This is a genomic window from Arthrobacter sp. MYb23 (assembly GCF_002979775.1).
Lineage (GTDB): Bacteria > Actinomycetota > Actinomycetes > Actinomycetales > Micrococcaceae > Arthrobacter.
Window position 1 is genome coordinate 40941 of the sequence record NZ_PCPR01000019.1, and the last position, 22016, is coordinate 62956.

The window sequence follows — 22016 nt, forward strand, 5'->3', positions numbered from 1 at the left end:
GCGGTTAAAAGAACGGTGGAGCGGGCCGTTTGGCCCGCTCCACCGGTTCAGAACTTGTTGTTACTCTGCAGCTGCAGCAGCAACAATGTTCACTACGCGACGGCCGCGGCGAGTACCAAACTCAACCGAACCGGCCTGCAGTGCGAACAGGGTGTCGTCGCCACCGCGACCGACGCCTGCACCCGGGTGGAAGTGGGTTCCACGCTGGCGAACGATGATCTCGCCAGCGGAAACTACCTGACCACCGAAACGCTTGACGCCCAGGTACTGAGCGTTGGAGTCACGACCGTTGCGAGTGGAACTCGCGCCTTTTTTGTGTGCCATGTGAAATGCCTGCCTCTAAATTTCTGGGGAAACTGAAAAACCTGAACAGCGGGTAACGAAAGTTACGCGATGCTGGTGATCTTGATCTTGGTCAGTTCCTGACGGTGACCCTGACGCTTCCGGTAGCCGGTCTTGTTCTTGAACTTCTGGATGACGATCTTCGGACCACGGAGGTCCTCGAGGATCTCAGCCGTGACCTTGACGTTGGCCAGTTCCGCTGCTGCGGAGGTGACCTTCTCGCCATCAACCAGGAGCAATGCGGGCAGCTCAAGCGTGCTACCGGCTCCACCGGGGACGCGGTTCAGCGTTACGTAGTCTCCAACGGAAACTTTTTCTTGGCGGCCGCCTGCGCGGACAATCGCGTACACCACTTGGGTACTCACTTCTCTCGACGTTTATTACAAAATTTGCGTGCGGAACCTTGAACCGGAATCGGGCCTGGTTCGCGCTGTGCCTCAACGCCGTGGACTTCTGATCGAAGTCCGCGAGTCATCCCATGAACAATTCCAAGGGGCATAACCCAAGTGTTGGCGTAAGCACCGAAGATCAAGATTACGCTAGTTTGACCTTCAGCTGCAAATGAGGCCGGGTCCGGAGGCTACCTCGTGACTTGCGTCACCATTTGTAACGGACTCTCCCGGCACCGTGCCCATACAGCCTACAGGGTTTATGCGAGATTAACGCGATTCTGCCAGCGACGCGCGGACGTGTCCCTGCAATTGGCCTGCATAAGCCTTGGGAAACCTGCTGAAGCGGGGCCTTGGGACGGCTCAGGCAAACAGCCTGGGCGCATCAAAGAACGCGGTCTCGTAGCGGCACGACTGGGTGAAGGCCTCCAGCATGGCGCCCCTCTCCGCACCAGAAGCCGCGAGGGCCGCAGCATCAGTGAGATTGATCGCTTTCCGCGTTGCCGCTGCGAAGTCCTCGTCGGCGTAGGTCTTCAGCCAGTCCGCATATGAATGATCTGCGGGGGCGCCGGCATCCAGGTAGGCAGCATGGAGCTGCTGACCCACCTCCGCGTACAACCAGTAACAAGGCAGGATCGCCGCAAGGACCACGGCGTAACTGCCGGAAGCAGACGTTGCCAGCAAATGGTCCACGTAGGACTTGGTGACCGGCCCGGTTCCCGTGGGCGCCTCGCGGGTGCTGAGCCAGTTCCTGTGCAACTCCGATTCAACCTCCAGGCACTGCTGTGATGCCTTGGCCCAGAACAGCTGTTCTTCTTCCGTGGGGGCAAGGGCGCCCGCACGCGCCAGGACCCTGGAGTAGCCGTTAAGGTAGATCGCATCCTGGGCGAGGTAGTAATTGAAATCACGTTCGGGAAGTGCGCCGGATTGGAGTTGTTCAATAAACGGAAGCCCGTAGATGGATTCGAGTTCCGGAACGGCCGCCTTCCACATCGTCGCTGCAAAGGCGCCCGGCGCTGATGCCCGCTGCAGGCTGTGGAAGTGATTCACCGGCCCGTTGCCCTGCCCAACCTGAAGGTCTTCTGAGGTTGTCAACGCCCCCAGCAGCCAAGGTTTTACCTCCCGCAGTGAAGCTTCCCAGTTACCCGTGCGGGCTTGGACGGTGGCCAACGCGGACGATAAAGAGCAACCGGTTCCGTGGCTGTTGATCGTCGCCACGCGGGGACCTGCCACCTCAACCACGTCGCGCGAGAGCAGCCCGGTGGTGTTCACCAAGGCATCAGGGCACTCCGAGCCCGGCAAATGGCCGCCTTTGACCAGCACCGTGTTTCCGTACTCCGCAGCGAGCCGCTTGCCTTGTTCCAGCGCCGAAGCCCAGTCTGCGGCCTCCGGCTCGCCCAGCAACATGGCGAGCTCCGGAATGTTGGGGGTAAGGAGATCGGCCAGCGGCAGCAAGGAACGCAGGGCCATCTCTGCGGACTCCCGCAGCAGGCGGTCACCGCTGGTGGCCACCATCACCGGGTCAAGGACCACGACGGCGGGGCGCACCTGTTCGAGCCAGGCCCGCACCTGGTCAATGACCGCAGCATCGCCGAGCATTCCGATCTTGACGGCATCAATGGTGATGTCACCGCTGATAGCCTCCAGTTGCTGACGCAGGAAGTGCGCGGGAGGGACATGGACGGCACTGACTCCCACAGTGTTCTGAGCGGTGAGAGCCGTAATGGCAGCCATGCCGTACCCGCCCAGCGCTGCAATGCTCTTGAGGTCCGCCTGAATTCCGGCACCGCCTGAGGGATCCGAGCCGGCGATACTCAGAACACGTGGGATTGACCGTGCTGACGTCTGATCGGCGGACGCGTCCAACGGGTACACAGCTGAGTATGTTGATGCAGTCAAGAGGACATCCCTTCGCCGGTGCTAACCGGACAGGTTCAACGGGTCTGGATCTCAGCCTGGCCCAACGCCCGGCACCCCGTGTCAGTCCCCAAGCCTAGCCGGGAAGCAAGGAGCGTGGGAACCGGACCACCCCGGAGCCCGGATATGACTCTGGACGCGCCCCAGCTGTGATTTGAAGGAAATACAAAGGGCCCCGTACGACACAAAAAGGGCCCTGTACCAACCGCCAAAGGCAGTTGGTACAGGGCCCTCTCAACCGCTGTTGGCTGTGATTAGAGCGGCTTGTCCTTTATTAGAGCTCCGACGCCGGGACTCCGACGCCAAGAATGATGGGCTCGTCCGCCGCTGCCTTCTTTACTGGCTTTGCCGGCTCAACGGGCGCCTTGGCCTCATGGGCCGAGCCTCGGGTGGCCGACGCCGCTACTTCATGGTGCTCCACGCTGGTTTCATTGGCCGCACCCTGGGCCCTGCTGGCACTCCGGTTCCGACGGCCTCGACGACCCCGCGGAGCCGAAGCGGCTTCGGGATCTTCCTCTGCAGCCCGTGCTGGGGCGCTGGCCTGCGAAGATCCCGCAGCTTGCTGGGCGCCGGTACCTTCCTGAGTACCGGCAGTCTTAGGCACAACAGCCGATACGGCTTCTTCCTCAGGTGCCGGAGCAGCGCCAAGGTGGGAGAACGCTTCTGCCAGGAGATCAAGACTCATGGCCGGCTTAGCCGCCTGCGGTTCCTCGTGGTGCTCCACGAACGGCAAAGCGACTTCTTCCCCGCCGAAACGCAGGACCGGAGTGGACCTTGCCTCTTGGACAGCCGCATCATGGGCAGTCGCTGCTGCTTCGCCGGTGACTGCGGTTCCGGATACCGCGCTGGCTGTCTCGTGCTGCCCGGCAGCCCGTGCCTGCTCTTCCGCGCGGTGAACTTCGTCGTCGTGCAGGTGTGCAGCGTGTGCTGCAGCTGCGATGGTCGCCAGGGCAGCCCTGGTGGCCTCGGCCTTGGCTTGCCTGGCAGGGTCCTGAGGTTCAGCCGGGGCAGCGGGGGCAACCGGGGCCGAGGGGGTCGTATGAACCTGCTCGGGGGTCTCGGCAATGGCCTGTCCCCCACCCTTTCCGCGGCGGCGCTTGCGCTCGGTCCGCGCAGCGGGCTGCTGTACCTCCGTGTGCGGACGGTGATGTTCAGCAGCTACCACATTGGCGCGGCGGTGCTCAACGGGTTCGTCGTGCGTGACGACGCCTCGGCCAGCACAGTGCTCGCACTGCTCGCCGAAGACCTCAAGAAGTCCCGTGCCCATGCGCTTGCGTGTCATCTGGACCAAGCCCAGGGACGTCACTTCGGCCACCTGGTGCTTGGTGCGGTCGCGGCCAAGGCACTCAACCATGCGTCGCAGGACGAGGTCACGGTTGGATTCCAGGACCATGTCGATGAAGTCGATGACGATGATGCCGCCGATGTCGCGCAGGCGAAGCTGGCGAACCACTTCTTCGGCCGCTTCGAGGTTGTTCTTGGTGACCGTTTCCTCAAGGTTTCCACCACTGCCGGTGAACTTGCCGGTGTTGACGTCCACCACGGTCATGGCCTCGGTGCGGTCGATGACCAACGAACCACCGGACGGCAGGAAGACCTTTCGCTCCAAGGCCTTGTGGATTTGCTCGTCGATGCGCCACGCAGCAAAGATGTCCTGGTCCTTGGTCCACTTTTCGAGGCGTCCCACCAGATCAGGGGCCACGTAGGTCACGTAGGCCTCGATGGTGTCCCAGGCGTCGTCACCGGAGACGATCAGCTTGGAGAAGTCCTCGTTGAAGACATCGCGAACCACCTTGATGGTGAGATCGGGCTCTCCGTACAGGAGTTCAGGAGCCAGGACCTTGGTGGACGAGGCCTGCCCTTCGATGCCTTCCCATTGTGCGCGCAGACGGTTGATGTCGTGCGTCAGTTCTTCCTCGGACGCACCCTCAGCGGCTGTGCGGACAATGACACCGGCGTTTTCCGGCAAGCGGTCCTTCAGGATCCGCTTGAGGCGGTTGCGTTCGACGTCGGGCAGCTTGCGGGAGATTCCGGTCATGGAACCACCGGGAACATAGACCAAGTAGCGGCCCGGCAGGGAGATTTGGCTGGTGAGGCGGGCACCCTTGTGACCCACGGGGTCTTTGGTGACCTGAACCAGGACGGAGTCTCCGGACTTCAGGGCGTTCTCGATCCGGCGCGGCTGGCCTTCAAGGTTGACCGCATCCCAGTTGACTTCACCGGCATACAGGACGGCGTTGCGGCCGCGTCCGATGTCCACGAAAGCAGCTTCCATGGAAGGCAGCACGTTCTGGACTTTGCCCAGGTACACGTTGCCGATCAGGGAGTCCTGCTGGGTCTTGGACACGAAGTGCTCAGCGAGCACGCCGTCTTCCAAGACACCGATCTGGATTCTGTCGTCGCGCTGGCGGACGATCATTTGGCGGTCCACCGACTCGCGGCGGGCAAGGAACTCGGCCTCGGTAATGACCTGGCGGCGTCGTCCGGTTTCCCGGGACTCGCGGCGCCGCTGCTTCTTGGCCTCCAACCTGGTGGAGCCCTTGACTGCCGTCACGCGGTTGGACGGAGCTGCCTCGGTGATAGGCCGGGGTGCGCGGACGCGGGTGACCGTGTTGGGCGGATCGTCATCCGAGCCTCCGGTCAGTTCAAGATCCTGATCTCCACGACGACGGCGACGGCGACGACGCGACGTCACTCCTTCTTCAAGAGCCTCAGCTGCCGGCGCTTCCTCGTCCTCCGACTCGGTGCCGTCTTCTGTCTCATTCTCATCGCGTTCGGTTCCGCGGCGACCGCGGCGGCCGCGGCTCCTGCGGCGACGACGGCTGCTGGCGTCTTCGAGCTCGCCCTCAGCAGCGGCTTCGGCTTCTTCTTCGGGCTCTTCGGCCTTCTCTTCCACCGTGGCAACGCGGGGAACGGTGGTGAGGTCCGGGGCCTGGAAGATCATGGAGGTGATGGACACAGGTTCCATGAACAGGGAGGTGGATGCTGCCGGGGCTGCGTCTTCGGCATGTGCCTCTTCGGACGCGGGTGCCTCGGACGCAGGCTCTTCGGCAGCTACCTCAGCGGCAGGGGCCTCCGGCTGGGCGGCCTTTTCCGGCGTCGTGGCTTCCTCAATTACTGCGGCGGCAGCGGGTGCCTCTACAGCTTCAGCTTTCGGCTTGGCAGTACGCCGACGTCGGACCGGCTTTTCGGGGGCAGGCTCAGCAGCTGATTCGGGCTTGGTTTCCGCGGCGGCTTCCTCACCCAAACCGGGCAAAGGCTCTGCAGGTTCTGCCTTCTTGCGGGAGCGGGTGCGGCGCACCGGCGCCTTGGTGGCCTCGGCGGCGACATCCGGGGTGGACGCCTCGGCAGCTGGTGCCTCAACGTCAGCAACTACCTTGGGCGCAGCCTTGCGTCGGGTCCTGGTGGCTTTCTTGGGCGCTTCCGCAGTTTCCGCGGGAGCTGCCTCGTCATTAACGGCTACAACCTGGTCATTATCCATATGTGGCAACACTCCTGCCCCAGCGACACCGCCACATCCGGCGCCCAGTGGAGCAAATATTGTCAAAACCCGCAGGCGTTGACAGAAGTCGGCAGTATTCCTTCCGGTTCGCACCAGCATTGGGGTGCGGCAGCCCTGGAAGGCCGATGGCTTTATTCTGAAACCCGTTGTTCTGCTGCCACAACCAGGTGCCGTCCATTGACATGGCGGGCCTACCGAGGATCACACGATCCGGGCATGCCCAGCTCATACTGGCGGTCTTGGGAACAAAGTCACCGGACCGGATGTCGAATGTGGATCGACTTCCGGCCATGTTCATTCTCTCACACCCCCGCACATTCCCGGCGAAGGCCGCTGTGTCGCGGAGCTCCGCCCTCAAGCTGGGGCCGACGCCCAGTCTTCGGAGTTAGAATCCTCCCAAGAGCCCTTCCCGGCTTGCCGGGATATTCGTCGAAAAGGATCACATCCGCGATGCCAAGCACCGCCAGGGAAAACCTGGCCAATCAAGCCACACGCCAGGTGGAGGACTTGTCCGTCCATCAGGATTCCCTCCCCGCGACGGTCCGTGACAAGCCTTTCGCCATACTGCTGCTGATCACCGGAGTCATCGGCTGGTTGGCGTCCGGCGCCCTGGTACTGGAAAAACTTGAGGTCCTCAAGGACCCCAACCATGTGACCGTGTGCGATGTGAATCCCTTTGTCTCCTGCGGTGCCGTGATGCAGACGCCGCAAAGCTCGGTATTCGGGTTCCCCAACATGTTCATTGGCATCGTTGCCTTCGCTGTGATCATCACTACGGCCATGGGCATCCTGGCGGGGGCGAAGTATTCACGGGGTTACTGGCTGGGTCTCCAAGCCGGCGTAACCCTTGGCTTTGCCTTTGTAGTGTGGCTTTGGTCGCAGGCCCTTTACGTCATTCACGTGCTGTGCCCATTCTGCATGGTGGTGTGGGCCGCCATGATCCCGCTGTTCGTCTGGGTGACTATCCGCAACGTCACCACCGGGGTCATCAAGGCGCCACCCGCAGTGGTCAAGGTGTTGTCCGGGTATGGCTGGATCATCGTCGCCCTGCTGTATGTAGCCGTGATCGCCACGATCTTCTTCTCCTTCATCCACCTGTTCGTAGCGTCGTCAGCGTAAAACCACGGCTCATTAGATAACAGTTAAGGCCAATGTTCGTGGTGAACATTGGCCTTAACTGTCATCTCGATGGGGCTGTTTAGCCCTCGAACCAGATCTTGATTTCACGTTCCGCGGAGTCAACCGAGTCAGAGCCGTGAACAAGGTTCTGCTGAACTGCCAAACCCCAGTCGCGGCCGAAGTCGCCGCGGATGGTGCCCGGAGCCGCCGTCGTGGGATCCGTGGTTCCGGCCAGCGAGCGGAAGCCTTCGATCACGCGGTGGCCTTCGAAGACCGCAGCAATGACCGGTCCGCTGAGCATAAACTCCACCAACGGCTCGTAGAACGGCTTGCCCACGTGTTCCTCGTAGTGCTGCTCCAGCAGTTCGCGGGTCGCGTTGACCTTCTTCAGCTCCGCCAGGGTGTAGCCCTTGGCTTCGATCCGGGCGAGGATGGTTCCGCCCAGGTTGCGGGCGACGCCGTCAGGCTTGACCAGGACAAGGGTCCGTTCAATGCTCACAGATGCTCCAATGTGATGTGTTCAGTGACTTACGTTCGGTGGTTTTCCCAGCCAGTTTACGGGTTTTGAGTGCCAGCTTCGTCAGCGTGGGCCGCGTTCCATTCAGCCTGCTCGCGGTCCCGCTGTGCCACCTCGCGGTCAATCCTCATGCCCGCCCTGATCCCGTACCACCAGCAAATGGCAAACAGAATCCCGACGATGAACATGGTGGGCTCGGCGAAGCCCGTCAGGATCAGCACCAGTTGCAGCCCCCAGCCAAGGGCGATGCCCCACGGCTTGGACAGCACGGCACAGACCAGAACCAGTACCACCGTCAGCGCGATACCGACCCCCAGGATGATGCCGGGATCAACTTCCCCGCGCCTCAAGCCGAAGACGGCCAGCGTGCCGAAGAAGGCGACGAACGCTTCGAGCAAAAGCACGGTGGATGCGAACATCACCTTCGTGGACCGGCGCTTCTTGGGCATGCCGGGCCGCCATTCGCGCTGCGCCTTGGTCATTTTCGCCATACTAGGCACTCGCCTTTCCGAGCAGGATACGGGCCTCGGCCACCACCGTGATGGAGCCGGTCACCAGGACGCCTCCTGCGAGGTCGTCGTTGGATTCCGCGCGCTCCACGGCCCATTCAAGGGCGTCATCAAGCTTCTCCGCGATGTGGACGTTGTCCTCGCCAAAGCCGAGGTCGACGGCGAGTTCAGCCAGTTCCGCTGCGGGAACTGCCCGCGCCGAGTTGGATTGAGTGAAGCAGAATTCCCCGGCGAGGCCGCCCAGCGACTCCTTGAGTGTCTTCAGGATTTCCTCGGCATCTTTCTCGCGCAGGACACCGACCACCACCACGAGTTTGCTGAAGCTGAAAGCCTCCTGGATCGCTTCCGCCGAGACGCGGATCCCGTCAGGATTGTGGGCAGCATCCACCACCACGGTGGGTGCGGTGCGCACAACTTCCAGCCGGCCGGGCGAGGTCACGGTGCCGAAGGCTTCCTTCAGCACCTCAGCGTCGAGTTCCTTCTCTCCCCCGCCGAAGAATGCTTCCAGGGCCGCGACGGCGACAGCTGCGTTTTCAGCTTGGTGGGCACCATGCAGTGGCAGCAGCAGGTCTTCGTAGCGTCCGGCGAGCCCCTGGATGGTCAGGACCTGACCACCAACGGCAACACTGCGGGACTCCACGCCGAATTCAACTCCCTCGAAACGGAACGGCACGTCCACTTCGCGGGCCTTCTCCAACAGGACCTGCGCTGCGTCCACCGGCTGGGCAGCGCTCACCAGGAAGCCGCCCGGCTTGATGATGCCGGCCTTCTCATGGGCGATGTCCTCGGTGGTGTCTCCCAGAAGATCCGTGTGGTCCAGCGAAATCGGCGTGATGACAGAGACTTGGCCGTCGCCGACATTCGTGGCATCGGTAATGCCGCCCAAGCCAACTTCCATGACTGCAACATCAACGGGCTGGTCCGCGAACACCGCGAAGCCCAGGATGGTCAGGCATTCAAAGTAGGTCAGGCGCGGTTGGTCTTCGGCAACCAGCTCACTATCCACGATTTCCAGGTAGGGGCGGATCTCGTCCCAAATACGTACGAACGTCGCGTCGGGAACCGGCTCGCCGTCAATGCTGATGCGCTCGGTGACCTTGGACAGGTGCGGGCTGGTGTACCGGCCGGTGCTGAGCCCGTGGGCGCGCAGCCCGGCCTCGATCATGCGGGCAGTGGACGTCTTTCCGTTGGTACCCGTGATGTGGATGATCGGATAAGCCTTATTGGGCTCCCCCAGTACATCCATGGCACGGAACAACGGAGCAAGGCGCGGTTCCATCTTGTTCTCCGGAGCACGCCCCAGGAGTTCCGCGTAGACACTTTCCACAGAGAATTCGTCAGCCATGATTCAGGCTCCTGCCTTCGTGACGGTGACCTTCGGTTCGTCGACGTCAGCCACTGTGACCTCAAGTTCCAACGTCAGCGTTTCGGTCTTGACGAGCTCAGCGTTGGCTTCCAAGGCGTCGACGACGTCCTGTGCGGCCTCCACCGAGGTACGGATGCGGTCGCTGACGTTCAGGCCGGCGTCCTTGCGTGCTTGCTGGATGGCGCGCACCATATCACGGGCCAAGCCTTCTGCAGCCAGTTCCGGAGTGACCTCGGTGTTGAGGACCACAAAGCCTCCGCCGGGAAGCACGGCAACTGCCTTCTTGGCGGCAGCACCGCCGTCGGCAGCTTCTGCCACCACCGTCTCCAGCGTGTATTCCTGGGGCTCCAGTTCCAGGCCACCGGCCACCACGACGCCGGCATCGCTGACGGACCAGTCACCGGACTTTGAGCCCTTGATGGCTTGCTGAACGTTCTTGCCCAGGCGCGGGCCAGCGGCACGGGCATTCACCACGAGCTTCTGCTCGATGCCGAACTCCTCCGGCGAAGCAGTAGCGGCGTCGAGCAAACGGACCGAACGCAGGTTCAGCTCATCAGCGACGACGGCGGCAAAGCCTTCCAGCACATCTGCACCGGGTGCCACCACGGTCAGTTCCTGCAACGGCAGGCGAACACGCAGGTTCGCTGCCTTGCGCAAGCTGGAACCGGTTGAACAGATCTGCTGGACCCGGTCCATCGCCTCAACCAGTTCAGGGTTGGAGGGGAACAGCGAAGCGTCCGGCCAGTCCGCCAAGTGCACCGAACGGCCACCCGTCAGACCGCGCCAGATCTCTTCTGACACCAGCGGGAGCAAGGAAGCAGAGACACGGCACACCGTCTCAAGAGCCGTGTAAAGGGCGTCGAAGGCGTCAACATTCTCGTCGAAGAAGCGCTGTCGGCTGCGGCGGACGTACCAGTTGGTGAGCATGTCCAAGTAGCTGCGCAGTTCATCGCAGGCACCGGAGATGTCGTACGTGTCCAGGCTGGTAGTGACGTTGCGGACCAGGTCCCCGGTATTGGCCAGGAGGTACTGATCCAGCGTGTCGGCGTAACCGTCATAGCGCAGCTTGGCCTCGTAGCCGGAGCCACCGTTGGCAGCGTTCGTGTACAAAGTGAAGAAGCTGTACACGTTCCACAGCGGCAGGATGACCTGACGAACGCCGTCGCGGATGCCCTGTTCGGTGACCACCAGGTTGCCACCGCGCAGGATGGGGCTGGACATGAGGAACCAGCGCATGGCATCGGAACCGTCGCGGTCCAGGACCTCGGACACGTCCGGGTAGTTGCGCAGGCTCTTGGACATCTTCTGTCCATCGGAGCCCAGCACGATGCCGTGGCTGATGACATTGCGGAACGCCGGCCGGTCGAACAGTGCGGTGGACAGGATGTGGAGCATGTAGAACCAGCCACGGGTCTGGCCGATGTACTCCACGATGAAGTCCGCGGGGTTGTGGGTGTCGAACCAGTCCTGGTTCTGGAATGGGTAGTGGACCTGGCCGTAAGGCATGGATCCGGAGTCGAACCACACGTCCAGCACGTCCTCCACGCGGCGCATGGTGGATTTCCCCGTGGGGTCGTCCGGGTTGGGCCGCGTCAGCTCGTCGATGAACGGGCGGTGCAGGTCCACCTGTCCTTCATTGTTGACGGGCAGGCGGCCGAAGTCGGACTCCATCTCGGCCAAGGAACCATAGACGTCCGTGCGAGGGTACTCGGGATCGTCAGACTGCCACACCGGGATGGGCGAACCCCAGTAGCGGTTACGGCTGATAGACCAGTCGCGGGCGTTGTCCAGCCACTTGCCGAACTGGCCGTCCTTGACGTTGCCAGGGATCCAGTTGATCTCCTGGTTCAGCTCGGACATGCGGTCCTTGAACTTGGTGACCTCCACGTACCAGGACGATACCGCGCGGTAGATCAGAGGGTTCCGGCAGCGCCAGCAGTGCGGGTAGCTGTGCTCGTAGCTGGCCTGGCGGACCAAGCGGCCATCGGCGCGGAGCACCTGGGTGATGGGCTTGTTGGCGTCGAAGACCTGCAGGCCCACGATGGATGCCAGTTCACCGTTTGCAAACAGGGGCAGGAACTTGGCGCCCTCATCCACGGAGAGGACCACGGGGATGCCGGCGTCTTCACAGACCTTCTGGTCATCCTCACCGTAGGCCGGAGCCTGGTGAACGATGCCGGTGCCGTCAGTGGTGGTGACGTAATCGGCCACCAGGAATCGCCAGGCGTTTTCCGTGCCGTACTTCTCGGCATCGGCAAAGTCATTCCACAGCGGTTCGTACTCCAAGCCCGCCAGCTCGGCACCCGTGTGAGTGGACACAACAGCGGCAGTAGCGGCAGCGGCGTCGTCGTACCCCAGGTCCTTGGCATAGGACCCCAGCAGGTCAGCGGCCAGCATGAAGCTGCCCGTCACCGGAGCCTCAGCGGATGCCGCCTTCACGCCGTTGGGTCCTGCGGGCAGGACGGCATAGGAGATGTCAGGCCCGACGGCGAGCGCCAGGTTGGTGGGTAGCGTCCAGGGCGTGGTGGTCCAGGCGAGCGCCTGCACGCCTTCCAGCGACGTGGAGAGTGCGGTGTCTCCGGCCTTGATGGGGAACGTGACCGTGACGGTCTGGTCCTGGCGGTTCTTGTAGACGTCGTCGTCCATGCGGAGTTCGTGGTTGGACAGCGGCGTCTCGTCCTTCCAGCAGTACGGAAGGACACGGTAGCCGTTGTAGGTGAGGCCCTTCTCGTGAAGTTGCTTGAAGGCCCAGAGTACGGACTCCATGTACTCGACGTTGAGGGTCTTGTAGTCGTTCTCGAAGTCAACCCAGCGGGCCTGGCGGGTGACGTAGGCCTTCCACTCGTTGGCGTACTTCATGACGGAGGCACGGCAGGCGTCATTGAACTTATCGATGCCCATGGCTTCGATCTGCGTCTTGTCCGTCATGCCCAGCTGCTTCATGGCTTCGAGCTCTGCCGGCAGTCCGTGCGTGTCCCAGCCGAAGCGGCGCTCCACTCGCTTGCCGCGCTGGGTCTGGTAGCGGCCTACCAGGTCCTTGGCGTAGCCGGTCAGCAGGTGGCCGTAGTGCGGGAGGCCGTTGGCGAAGGGAGGGCCATCGTAGAAGACGAACTCGTTGCTGCCGTCCGTGCCCGCATCGCGTTGGTCGATGCTGGCTTGGAAGGTGCCGTCTTCATCCCAGTATTTGAGGATGCGCTCTTCGATTTCCGGGAACTTCACGGAAGCGGACACGCCGTGCGTGCCGGACGAAGACGCTGAGGCCTTGGGGTAGTGGGTCATCTCATATCCTGTGATAGCTGGTTGACTGTCAGGATGCGAGGACGGCTTCTGTGCTGCCTGTCGGCTGCGCAGGTACCGCGGTACCACCTCACTTACCGGAATACGGGATCCCGGCCTCTCGTTACTGCTGTGACGGGCTTACCCGTCCGGTTCTACTGGGCACCTGCCACCTTGCTGATGGTTGGTGCCGTTCTTCCGGAAGCTCACCGGTGATGGCCGGGTCAAAGCTGGTCCTTCAAGTCTAGCGGCAGTGGGACGCCTGCTCTACCCGGACGTTCATCCCCTGGTGGGAGCCCAGCAGCCATGGCGGTGAATAGACTCGAAGCCATGACGCACCCATCCCCCGCCCTTCCAGCAACCAGACCGGCTCGACGCCGGCCTTCCGTGGCATGGTCCGTGCTGGCTCTGCTGATGGTGCTGCCGGTGGCGGGGGTATCAATGTTCCGGGCAATCCCTGTGGAATGGCCCCTCATCGTGGTGCAACTGCTGTCCTTCACACCTTGGATGGTGGTGCCCGCTCTCGTCGCCGTGATCCTGGCCTTGGCAGGACGCCGCCTCTGGGTGGTCATCACGACGGCGGCCCTGCTGGCAGTCCAGCTGTTCTGGCTGTTTCCGCTGGACGCCGGAAAGGAGCAAGACCTTCCTGCAGGGACTGCATCCGTCCCCGTGGAAGTGATGAGCCTGAACTCTGAATACGGGGAAGCGGACGCCGCCAGCATCGTGCGGCTTGTCCGTGAGAACGGCATTCAACTGCTGGCTCTTCAGGAACATACACAGGGACTTGAGGACCGCCTGCAGTCCGAGGGCTTGGATCAACTGTTGCCGAACCGGCTCAGTGAACCCAGTGACGACGCGTCTGGTGGGGCCGTGTATTCGGTGTTCCCGCTGGAGGCCGTGGGACTTCTGCCTGACACCCCTTTCCGCATGGACGTCACGCGGGTACTCATCACGGATGCGGGGGCTGGTACAACGGCCACCTTGAACCTCACCAATGTCCACGCCCTTCCGCCCGTTGATGAGCGGATCGGTCAGTGGCGCAGCGACTTGGACAAAGTGGCCCGCCAGGCATCCCGCCCAGGAAGTCAGTTGCTGATGGGTGACTACAACGCCACGTACGATCACTCCGAATTCAGGGCGTTGCTGGATACTGCCCTGGCAGGTCAAGACGGCAGGAAGCTGGTGGATGTGGGGACGGCCTCCGGCGGGCGGTTCTCCCCCACGTGGCCGATGGAGGGTCCGCCGCTGCCCGGGATCGTCATCGATCACATGGTGACGTCTCCCCGGATCAGCAGCAGCGACTACTCGGTCCATCAGATTCCCGGCAGCGATCATGCGGCCATCATGGCCCGGCTGGTCATTTCCGCCGGATAAGTCGTTCCCGCCGGATAACGCGTCGGCAAGCCGCTAAACCGTGGCTGGCCGGCAACGGTTTAGCGGCGGGGCAACGGCTTTAGCGGCGGGGCAACGGCTTTAGCCTTCTTTGCGGACCAGCTTGTGATTGGCAGCCTGCGCCACTGGGCGGACCACAATCTGGTCGAGGTTCACGTGGTGCGGCAGTGACACGGCGTACTTGACCACGTCTGCCACATCCCCGGCGGTCAGGGGCTTCTCAACACCTGCATAGACTTTGGCGGCTGCATCTTTGTCGCCCAAGCGGTTCAGGGCGAATTCCTCTGTATAAACCAGGCCCGGAGCCACTTCGATGACCCGGACGTTGTTGCCCACCTCTTCCAGGCGCAGGGCATTGGTCATGGCGTGCTGGGCAAACTTTGCTGCGTTGTAGCCAGCGCCTCCCTCGTAGGCAGACAGTCCGGCCGTCGAAGTCAGGTTCAGGACAGTTCCTTCGCCATTCTCCCGGAGCATGGGCAGGAAGGCACGGGTGATCTTCATGGTGCCCAGGACGTTCACCTGGTACATCCAGTCCCAGTCTTCCGTGTCCGCGTTTGCGATGGTGTCCGCACCGCGGGCACCACCGGCGATGTTGATGAGGGTGTCAGCACCTCCGGCTTTGGTGACGGCCGCGAGCAAGGCCGCTACGTCGTCGTCGTTGGTGATGTCTGCGGGGAACGGCACTGCGCCGGTTTCGGCGCCCAGGGCCCCCAGCCTGTCAGCCCTGCGCGCTACGGCGAAGACTTTCCATCCGGTGGAGACCAAAGCCTTGACGGTAGCCTCGCCGATTCCGGTGCTGGCCCCGGTTACAACGGCCGTCTTGTTCTGTACTGCAGGTGTAGTGTGTGCTGCCAAAGTCATGGCACCACACTATCGGCCGTGCGGGGTTCTGCTGCGGCGGGCTGTAACGCCAGGCCATGAAACAATTGGTCCATGGCTGAATCAACGCAGGGTACAGACACGCCCGCCACCGCCCCCATCAACGTTCCCGACAAGCCGGCCCTTGAAGGCCTCGAGGCTGCCTTGACGCAGCGCTGGCTGGAAGAAGGAACCTACAAGTTCAACCCGGACACCACACGGGAGCAGGTCTACTCGATCGACACTCCCCCGCCCACGGCATCCGGCTCGCTCCACGTGGGCCACATGTTCTCCTTCACCCAGACTGACGTCCAGGCCCGCTACATGCGCATGACCGGCAAGAACGTCTTCTACCCCATGGGTTGGGACGACAACGGCTTGCCCACCGAGCGCCGCGTCCAGAACTACTATGGCGTCCGTTGCGATCCCGCCATCCCGTACAAGGCTGACTACACACCCCCGGCACAGCCGGCCAAGAACCAGCGCGACTTCGACGTCGTATCGCGCCAGAACTTCATCGAACTGTGCGAGGAACTCGCCGTTGAGGACGAGAAAGTCTTCGAGAACCTCTTCCAGACCCTCGGCCTGTCGGTCGACTGGGATCTGACATACCGCACCATTGACGACACCTCCCGCGCCGTATCCCAGCGTGCCTTCCTTGCCAACCTGTCCGCCGGTGACGCCTACATGGCCGAGGCCCCCACACTGTGGGATGTGACGTTCCGCACCGCGGTGGCACAGGCCGAGCTTGAGGACCGCGAAGTTGCAGGCGCTTACTACCGCTACCCGTTCTTCACCGAAGACGGCGAAAAGATCTTCATCGAAACCACGAGGCCGGAACTTCTCGCGGCGTGCGCGGCTTTGGTGGCAAACCCCGACGACGAGCGGTACCAGCCGCTGTTCGGCAAGACCGTCACGTCCCCGCTGTTCGACGTCGAGCTCGAGGTCAAGGCCCACCCGCTCGCCAAGGCGGACAAGGGCTCGGGCATCGCCATGGTCTGTACGTTCGGCGACCTGACCGACGTCACCTGGTGGCGCGAACTCCAGCTGCCTACCCGCGCCATCATGGGCCGCGACGGCCGCATCATTGCCGACGCCCCCGAGTGGATCACTACCGAGGCCGGCAAGGAAGCCTACGCCGCGATCGCCGGCAAGACTGCCTTCTCCGCCAAGGAAGCCGTGGTTGAACTTCTCAAAGCAGCCGACCTTCTGGACGGCGAACCAAAGAAGATCACCCACCCGGTGAACTTCTTCGAGAAGGGCGACAAGCCCCTTGAGGTTGTCACGTCCCGTCAGTGGTACATCCGCAACGGTGGCCGCGACGAGGAACGCCGCGAACGCCTCATCGGCCGGGGCCAGGAAATCACCTTCCACCCGGCGTTCATGCGTTCCCGCTACGAGAACTGGATCGCAGGCCTGAACGGTGACTGGCTCGTATCCCGCCAGCGCTTCTTCGGTGTGCCCATTCCCGTCTGGTATCCGTTGGACGCCCAAGGCAACCCGGACTACGACAACCCGATTATTCCGTCGGACGAGATGCTGCCGGTAGACCCTGCCGCGGACGCTGCTCCCGGTTTTGAGGAGTCGCAGCGCGATCAGGCCAACGGCTTCACTGGTGACGCCGACGTTCTGGATACGTGGGCAACGTCCTCCCTGACCCCGCAGATTGTGGGTGGCTGGAGCCGTGACGAGGACCTGTTCTCCAAGGTCTACCCCTTCGACCTCCGTCCGCAGGGTCACGACATCATCCGCACCTGGCTGTTCTCCTCGGCCGTTCGCGCGGATGCCCTGCAGAAGAGCGCCCCGTGGAAGCACGCGGCCATCTCCGGCTGGATCCTTGACCCGGACCGCAAGAAGATGTCCAAATCCAAGGGCAACGTTGTAGTGCCCACCGAGGTGCTCAATGAGTACGGTTCTGATGCCGTCCGCTACTGGGCAGCTTCAGCCAAGCTCGGTGCTGACACGGCCTACGAGATCGCCCAGATGAAGATCGGCCGCCGCCTCGCCATCAAGCTGCTCAACGCCTCAAAGTTCGTCTTGAACCTCGGCGCAACTGAGAACTCGGTAGTGTCCGGCGACCTCTCAGTGTTGACCAACCCGTTGGACCGTGCGCTGCTCGCGCAACTGTCCGACGTCGTTGCCCAGTCCACCAAGGCTTTCGAGAACTACGACTACGCCCGTGCACTCCAGATCACCGAGTCGTTCTTCTGGCAGTTCACGGACGACTACGTGGAGCTCATCAAGGACCGTGCCTACGGTGCCGCGGGCGACACCGAGCAGGCATCCGTCCTGGCCGCGTTGGCGACAACGCTGGACTCGCTGCTCCGCCTCTTCGCACCGTTCCTGCCTTTCGCAACCGAAGAGGTCTGGGGCTGGTGGCGTTCAGGATCAGTTCACCGTGCAGACTGGCCGGCGGCCCTGGAGATCACCGATGGCGATACCACCATGCTCGGCACAGTGGGTGTAGCACTCAGCGGTATCCGCAAGGCCAAGTCCGAGGCCAAGGTCAAGCAGCGGACCGCGGTTCTCTCGGCAGCCATCACTGCATCCGAGGTACTGGTAGCCCAGTTGAAGGCCGGCCTGGGTGACTTGAAGGCCGCCGCGAACGCGCAGGAAATCACGCTCCAATCCGGCGAGGGTGAATTGACTGTCAGCGACGTCGTTCTGGCTCCCGCCGAGGAAACGCCTGCGTCCTAGCAAGATAGGCCCATGATCATGGGCCGCCCGATTTTGGGACAATCCGATTTTGGGCAAAGGGGAAGCCCCATCAGCGTTTTGCCGTTGGTGGGGCTTCGACTTTTCGGCTGTCTGGTGATGTCTTGACAGTCTGGCGGAATCCTTGGAATTTCAGGTCTTCCTACCTCATCACTGGTAGGTTACTTCCAACTTTGCCGAAGGCTGCGTTGGTTGCAATCACTGAATCTTTGGTTTCCGTGTCCCTCTTCTTTCGAAGTGGGTAAGAACCATTGTTGTCCCGTTGAGGATGATGCACAAGGCCTTTGGAAGAACTACAAACCTGTAGTTTTCCTGCCGTTGATCAGCCAGCTGTGGCAGAGTATTGATCATGCCGGAACTCCCCGAAGTGCACGGCCTGTGCATGTACTTGGACACCCAACTCCATGGAGCCGTGCTGACCGAGGTCCGCATCAACTCCTTTTCTGCGCTCAAGACGGCGGATCCTCCCTATACGGCTCTTGAAGGCCGGACGATCCTTGGTGCACAGCGCATCGGTAAGTTCGTTTGCCTCGACGCAGACGGCCTGTTCTTTGTGTTTCACTTGGCAAAGGCCGGCTGGGTCAGGTACACCGAACACCCGTCCTCTGCCGGATTGCGCATGGGCAAAAGCAACATCTCGGCGCGACTCCTGCTCCACCGGCCTGCCGACGACGCCCACATTGGCGTGGACCTGACCGAAGCAGGAACCAAGAAGAGCCTCGCCATCTATGTGGTGAAGGATCCTCAGGATGTTCCAGGGATAGCCACGCTGGGACCGGAACCCCTCAGCCCCGATTTTGACGTTGCTGCGCTGGCAGGCATTGTGGGATCAAGCTCGCAGCAGATCAAAGGCCTCCTGCGCAGCCAGAGCGTGATTGCTGGAATCGGCAACGCCTACAGCGACGAGATTCTCCACGCCGCCAGGATTTCGCCCTTTGCCACCGCAAAAACCCTCGACCAGGCAACGGTGAACCGGCTCTATGAAGCCATGCAGGAGGTCCTGGTGGGTGCCGTCAGCGCAGCAGCCGGCAAACCATCAAGCGAACTTAAAGACACCAAGCGCAGCAACTTCCGGGTACATGCCAGGACCGGTCAGCCCTGCCCGGTGTGTGGGGATACCGTGCGTGAGGTGTCCTTTGCGGACACCTCACTTCAGTATTGCGCCACGTGCCAGACCCACGGGAAGATCCTCGCAGACAGACGTACCTCGCGGTTCCTGAAATAGAAGTTAACCGCTAGTTGAATTCGGGGCTTTCAGTACGGCTGCGCTTCAGCTCGAAGAAGTGGGGATAGCCGGCCAAAGTCACCGTGGCGTCCCAGATCTTCCCGGCCTCTTCACCCCGGGGAATACGAGTGAGCACCGGGCCGAAGAACGCCGTGCCGTTGACGGCTACCACGGGAGTTCCGACGTCCTGTCCGACTAATGAAATACCGGCCTCGTGGCTGGCACGCAAGTGGGCATCGTAGTGGTCTGAATCCGCGAAGCGTGCCAAGTCAGCGGGCAGTCCCGTCTCAGCCAGGGCTTTCTGGATGACCGAGGCGCGGTCCTTGTTACCTTCGTGGTGGATCTGCTCACCCATGGCGTCATACAAGGGCTTCACGTAGCTGCTGCCATGGAGCTCCTGTGCCGCGATAATCACCCGCACGGGTCCCCAGCTGTCATCCATCATGGCCCTGTAGTCCTCGGGGAGGTCCCGGCCCTCATTGAGCACTGAGAGGCTCATGACGTGCCATGTGGTCTCGATGCCCCGGACCTGCTCCACTTCGCCGATCCAGCGCGACGTGATCCATGCGAACGGGCAGACGGGGTCGAACCAGAAATCAGCCTTGTTGACGTTCTCTTCGGACACAGTCTGTTCGGGCACGATCTGTTCGGGCACAGGTAACTCCTCTGAAGGGTGTGAAAGCGACATGACAGCGGTCCCGGAGGAACCACGTCTTGTTTAGGCCAACAGGGGGCTAAGCCGACTTATTCCGGCGCTTGGCCACGACGTCGTGGGCGATCATGGTGGGCTGGGCCGTTTTGGCCACAACGTCAGCCGTGATCACCACGGTTGCGATGTCGTCCCTGCTGGGGAGGTCGAACATGACGGGCAGCAACACATCTTCCATGATGGCCCTGAGGCCACGTGCGCCAGTTCCACGCTCAAGGGCTTGGTCTGCTATGGCGTCCAAAGCGTCGTCATCGAACTGCAGCTCCACGCCATCGAGCTGGAACATCTTCTGGTATTGCTTCACCAGCGCGTTCTTTGGCGTGGAAAGGATCTGGATCAATGCCGGCCGGTCCAAGCTGGAGACTGTGGTGATCACTGGGAGCCGCCCAATGAACTCCGGAATGAGGCCAAACTTGAGCAAGTCCTCCGGCATGACTTCACCGTAGGTATCAACGTTGTCCCGGGCCTCGTTGAGCGGGGCACCGAACCCGATGCCCTTGCGCCCGGATCGCGAACCAATGATGTCTTCCAGCCCGGCGAAGGCACCGGCCACAATGAACAGAACATTGGTGGTGTCGATCTGGATGAATTCCTGATGCGGGTGCTTCCTGCCACCTTGGGGAGGAACCGAGGCGACGGTGCCTTCAAGGATCTTAAGTAAAGCCTGCTGCACACCTTCGCCGGAGACGTCACGGGTGATGGACGGGTTCTCGCTCTTACGGGAGATTTTGTCGATCTCGTCGATGTAGATGATGCCCTGCTCGGCCTTTTTGACATCGTAGTCAGCAGCCTGGATGAGCTTGAGGAGGATATTCTCGACGTCCTCACCAACATAGCCTGCTTCCGTCAGAGCAGTGGCGTCGGCTACGGCGAACGGCACGTTAAGCCGACGGGCCAGTGTCTGGGCGAGGTAGGTCTTTCCGCACCCTGTAGGGCCGATCAGAAGGATATTGGACTTGGCGATCTCCACATCCTCGTGATGCGATCCCTCGCCGAGGCTGCCGGCCTTGGGAGCGTGACCCGCCTGAATGCGCTTGTAGTGGTTATAGACGGCTACTGCAAGGGAACGTTTGGCCGGCTCTTGGCCGATGACGTATTCCTGCAGGAAGTCGAAGATCTCACGGGGCTTGGGAAGTTCAAAACTACCAAGATCGGAGACTTCAGCGAGCTCTTCCTCGATGATCTCGTTGCAAAGCTCGATGCACTCATCGCAGATGTAGACACCGGGCCCGGCAATCAGCTTCCGTACCTGCTTTTGGCTCTTTCCGCAGAAAGAACACTTCAGCAGATCCGTGCTCTCGCCAATCCGAGCCATGTGTGAATCCCTTCGTTGCATGCGGGTGATGCGGTTCCGCGCCGTACTCAAGTGTGCGGCCGGGCCGCGGATGGCACCACCGTGACAACATCCACTCTAAGTCACAATGGGCTGCTTGGGTGGAAACAGAACGCCGGTGCGGTCCATATTTCGTGAACCGCACCGGCGTTCAAATCCGTGCGCTACCGGGTGATTGCCTGGGGCTTGATCTTCCGGGAGTCCAAAACCTGGTCGATGAGACCGTAGCTCAGGGCGTCCGCAGCAGTGAGAATCTTGTCTCGCTCGATGTCGTTGTTGACCTGCTCGGACGTACGGCCCGAGTGGTGCGCCAACGTGTCTTCAAGCCAGGTACGCATGCGCATGACTTCCGCCGCCTGAATCTCGAGGTCCGAAGCCTGTCCGCCCTGACCACCGGAAAGCGCCGGCTGGTGGATCAAAACACGGGCGTTCGGCAGGGCCAGCCGCTTACCGGGCGTACCGGCGGCAAGCAGGACTGCAGCCGCACTGGCCGCCTGTCCCAGGCAGACCGTCTGGATCTCCGGACGGATGTACTGCATGGTGTCGTAGATGGCCGTCATGGCAGTGAACGAGCCACCCGGCGAGTTGATGTAAAGGGTGATGTCGCGGTCCGGATCAGTCGATTCAAGGACCAGCAGCTGCGCCATGATGTCGTCAGCGGAAGCGTCGTCCACCTGGACGCCGAGGAAGATGATGCGGTCCTCGAACAGTTTGGTGTACGGGTCCTGGCGCTTGAAGCCGTAGGGCGTGCGCTCCTCGAACTGGGGCAGGACGTAACGGCTGGACGGGAGATTACCGGCAGACCATCCGAAGTTGTAGTTCATGTTCTTTACTCCTGGGGTTTCAG

16 protein-coding genes and 1 riboswitch are annotated in these 22016 nt (G+C 62.0%); of the genes, 4 read left to right on the forward strand and 12 right to left on the reverse strand.

Annotated features, from left to right (window positions below; translation table 11 throughout):
* Positions 1-60: 60 nt before the first annotated feature.
* From rpmA to CQ020_RS17500, 4 genes are all read right to left on the reverse strand, one after another.
* Positions 61-324 carry a 50S ribosomal protein L27 gene (gene rpmA, locus CQ020_RS17485; protein WP_024816903.1) on the reverse strand — a complete coding sequence of 88 codons (264 nt, stop codon included), beginning with the start codon at positions 322-324 and terminating at the stop codon, positions 61-63.
* Positions 325-386: 62 nt separating this feature from the next.
* Positions 387-695, reverse strand: a complete 309-nt coding sequence (gene rplU, locus CQ020_RS17490) for a 50S ribosomal protein L21 (RefSeq protein WP_024816904.1) — start codon at positions 693-695, stop codon at positions 387-389.
* A gap of 399 nt (positions 696-1094) precedes the next feature.
* On the reverse strand, positions 1095-2630 hold the full coding sequence (locus CQ020_RS17495) for a bifunctional hydroxymethylpyrimidine kinase/phosphomethylpyrimidine kinase (RefSeq protein ID WP_105693061.1): 1536 nt from the start codon (positions 2628-2630) through the stop codon (positions 1095-1097).
* Positions 2621-2719: riboswitch (TPP riboswitch) on the reverse strand. Its footprint overlaps the gene before it by 10 nt.
* Before the next feature lie 203 nt (positions 2720-2922).
* Entirely contained in the window at positions 2923-6129 is a 3207-nt protein-coding gene (locus tag CQ020_RS17500; RefSeq protein ID WP_181151932.1) for an Rne/Rng family ribonuclease, read from the reverse strand.
* A 471-nt stretch (positions 6130-6600) separates the two neighbouring features.
* Between CQ020_RS17500 and CQ020_RS17505 the strand changes: the two genes are divergently transcribed.
* The gene (locus CQ020_RS17505; RefSeq protein WP_105693012.1) at positions 6601-7269 is read left to right on the forward strand and encodes a vitamin K epoxide reductase family protein; all 669 of its coding nucleotides are present in this window, start codon (positions 6601-6603) and stop codon (positions 7267-7269) included.
* A gap of 79 nt (positions 7270-7348) precedes the next feature.
* Here CQ020_RS17505 and ndk read toward each other — a convergent pair whose 3' ends face one another.
* Genes ndk through ileS form a run of 4 tightly spaced genes read right to left on the reverse strand, consistent with a single transcriptional unit; the run spans position 7349 to position 12940 of the window.
* Positions 7349-7768, reverse strand: coding sequence for a nucleoside-diphosphate kinase (ndk, locus tag CQ020_RS17510; RefSeq protein WP_062069281.1), 420 nt, complete (start codon positions 7766-7768; stop codon positions 7349-7351).
* A gap of 56 nt (positions 7769-7824) precedes the next feature.
* Positions 7825-8277 carry a DUF4233 domain-containing protein gene (locus CQ020_RS17515; protein ID WP_105693013.1) on the reverse strand — a complete coding sequence of 151 codons (453 nt, stop codon included), beginning with the start codon at positions 8275-8277 and terminating at the stop codon, positions 7825-7827.
* Position 8278: 1 nt separating this feature from the next.
* Positions 8279-9640, reverse strand: a complete 1362-nt coding sequence (locus CQ020_RS17520) for a folylpolyglutamate synthase/dihydrofolate synthase family protein (RefSeq protein WP_024816910.1) — start codon at positions 9638-9640, stop codon at positions 8279-8281.
* 3 nt (positions 9641-9643) lie between these two features.
* The gene (gene ileS / locus CQ020_RS17525; RefSeq protein WP_105693014.1) at positions 9644-12940 is read right to left on the reverse strand and encodes an isoleucine--tRNA ligase; all 3297 of its coding nucleotides are present in this window, start codon (positions 12938-12940) and stop codon (positions 9644-9646) included.
* 327 nt (positions 12941-13267) lie between these two features.
* On the opposite strand from ileS, the gene CQ020_RS17530 reads away from it, so the two are divergent.
* Positions 13268-14311: an endonuclease/exonuclease/phosphatase family protein gene (locus CQ020_RS17530; RefSeq protein ID WP_105693015.1), complete on the forward strand. Its 1044-nt coding sequence runs from the start codon at positions 13268-13270 to the stop codon at positions 14309-14311.
* Between the two features lie 99 nt (positions 14312-14410).
* On the opposite strand, the gene CQ020_RS17535 is transcribed toward CQ020_RS17530, so the two are convergent.
* A complete protein-coding gene (locus CQ020_RS17535; RefSeq protein ID WP_105693016.1) occupies positions 14411-15190 on the reverse strand; it encodes an SDR family oxidoreductase in 780 nt (259 codons plus the stop codon).
* Between the two features lie 72 nt (positions 15191-15262).
* Between CQ020_RS17535 and valS the strand changes: the two genes are divergently transcribed.
* The gene (gene valS / locus CQ020_RS17540) at positions 15263-17884 is read left to right on the forward strand and encodes a valine--tRNA ligase (protein ID WP_105693017.1); all 2622 of its coding nucleotides are present in this window, start codon (positions 15263-15265) and stop codon (positions 17882-17884) included.
* Between the two features lie 367 nt (positions 17885-18251).
* Positions 18252-19127: an Fpg/Nei family DNA glycosylase gene (locus CQ020_RS17545; RefSeq protein ID WP_181151933.1), complete on the forward strand. Its 876-nt coding sequence runs from the start codon at positions 18252-18254 to the stop codon at positions 19125-19127.
* Positions 19128-19137: 10 nt separating this feature from the next.
* Here CQ020_RS17545 and CQ020_RS17550 read toward each other — a convergent pair whose 3' ends face one another.
* From CQ020_RS17550 to CQ020_RS17560, 3 genes are all read right to left on the reverse strand, one after another.
* Positions 19138-19782, reverse strand: a complete 645-nt coding sequence (locus tag CQ020_RS17550; RefSeq protein WP_105693019.1) for a DsbA family protein — start codon at positions 19780-19782, stop codon at positions 19138-19140.
* A 79-nt stretch (positions 19783-19861) separates the two neighbouring features.
* A complete protein-coding gene (gene clpX, locus CQ020_RS17555) occupies positions 19862-21151 on the reverse strand; it encodes an ATP-dependent Clp protease ATP-binding subunit ClpX (RefSeq protein WP_024816917.1) in 1290 nt (429 codons plus the stop codon).
* Between the two features lie 182 nt (positions 21152-21333).
* Positions 21334-21993 (reverse strand): ATP-dependent Clp protease proteolytic subunit, encoded by a 660-nt coding sequence (locus CQ020_RS17560; protein WP_024816918.1) that lies wholly within the window; start codon positions 21991-21993, stop codon positions 21334-21336.
* Positions 21994-22016 lie beyond the last annotated feature (23 nt).

Bases quoted from the DNA above. Each gene is read 5' to 3' on its own strand.
- rpmA (WP_024816903.1), bottom strand. From the start codon at position 324: ATGGCACACAAAAAAGGCGCGAGTTCCACTCGCAACGGTCGTGACTCC.
- CQ020_RS17500 (WP_181151932.1), bottom strand. From the start codon at position 6,129: ATGGATAATGACCAGGTTGTAGCCGTTAATGACGAGGCAGCTCCCGCG.
- CQ020_RS17505 (WP_105693012.1), top strand. From the start codon at position 6,601: ATGCCAAGCACCGCCAGGGAAAACCTGGCCAATCAAGCCACACGCCAG.
- CQ020_RS17515 (WP_105693013.1), bottom strand. From the start codon at position 8,277: ATGGCGAAAATGACCAAGGCGCAGCGCGAATGGCGGCCCGGCATGCCC.
- CQ020_RS17520 (WP_024816910.1), bottom strand. From the start codon at position 9,640: ATGGCTGACGAATTCTCTGTGGAAAGTGTCTACGCGGAACTCCTGGGG.
- ileS (WP_105693014.1), bottom strand. From the start codon at position 12,940: ATGACCCACTACCCCAAGGCCTCAGCGTCTTCGTCCGGCACGCACGGC.
- CQ020_RS17530 (WP_105693015.1), top strand. From the start codon at position 13,268: ATGACGCACCCATCCCCCGCCCTTCCAGCAACCAGACCGGCTCGACGC.
- CQ020_RS17535 (WP_105693016.1), bottom strand. From the start codon at position 15,190: ATGACTTTGGCAGCACACACTACACCTGCAGTACAGAACAAGACGGCC.
- valS (WP_105693017.1), top strand. From the start codon at position 15,263: ATGGCTGAATCAACGCAGGGTACAGACACGCCCGCCACCGCCCCCATC.
- CQ020_RS17545 (WP_181151933.1), top strand. From the start codon at position 18,252: ATGCCGGAACTCCCCGAAGTGCACGGCCTGTGCATGTACTTGGACACC.
- clpX (WP_024816917.1), bottom strand. From the start codon at position 21,151: ATGGCTCGGATTGGCGAGAGCACGGATCTGCTGAAGTGTTCTTTCTGC.
- CQ020_RS17560 (WP_024816918.1), bottom strand. From the start codon at position 21,993: ATGAACTACAACTTCGGATGGTCTGCCGGTAATCTCCCGTCCAGCCGT.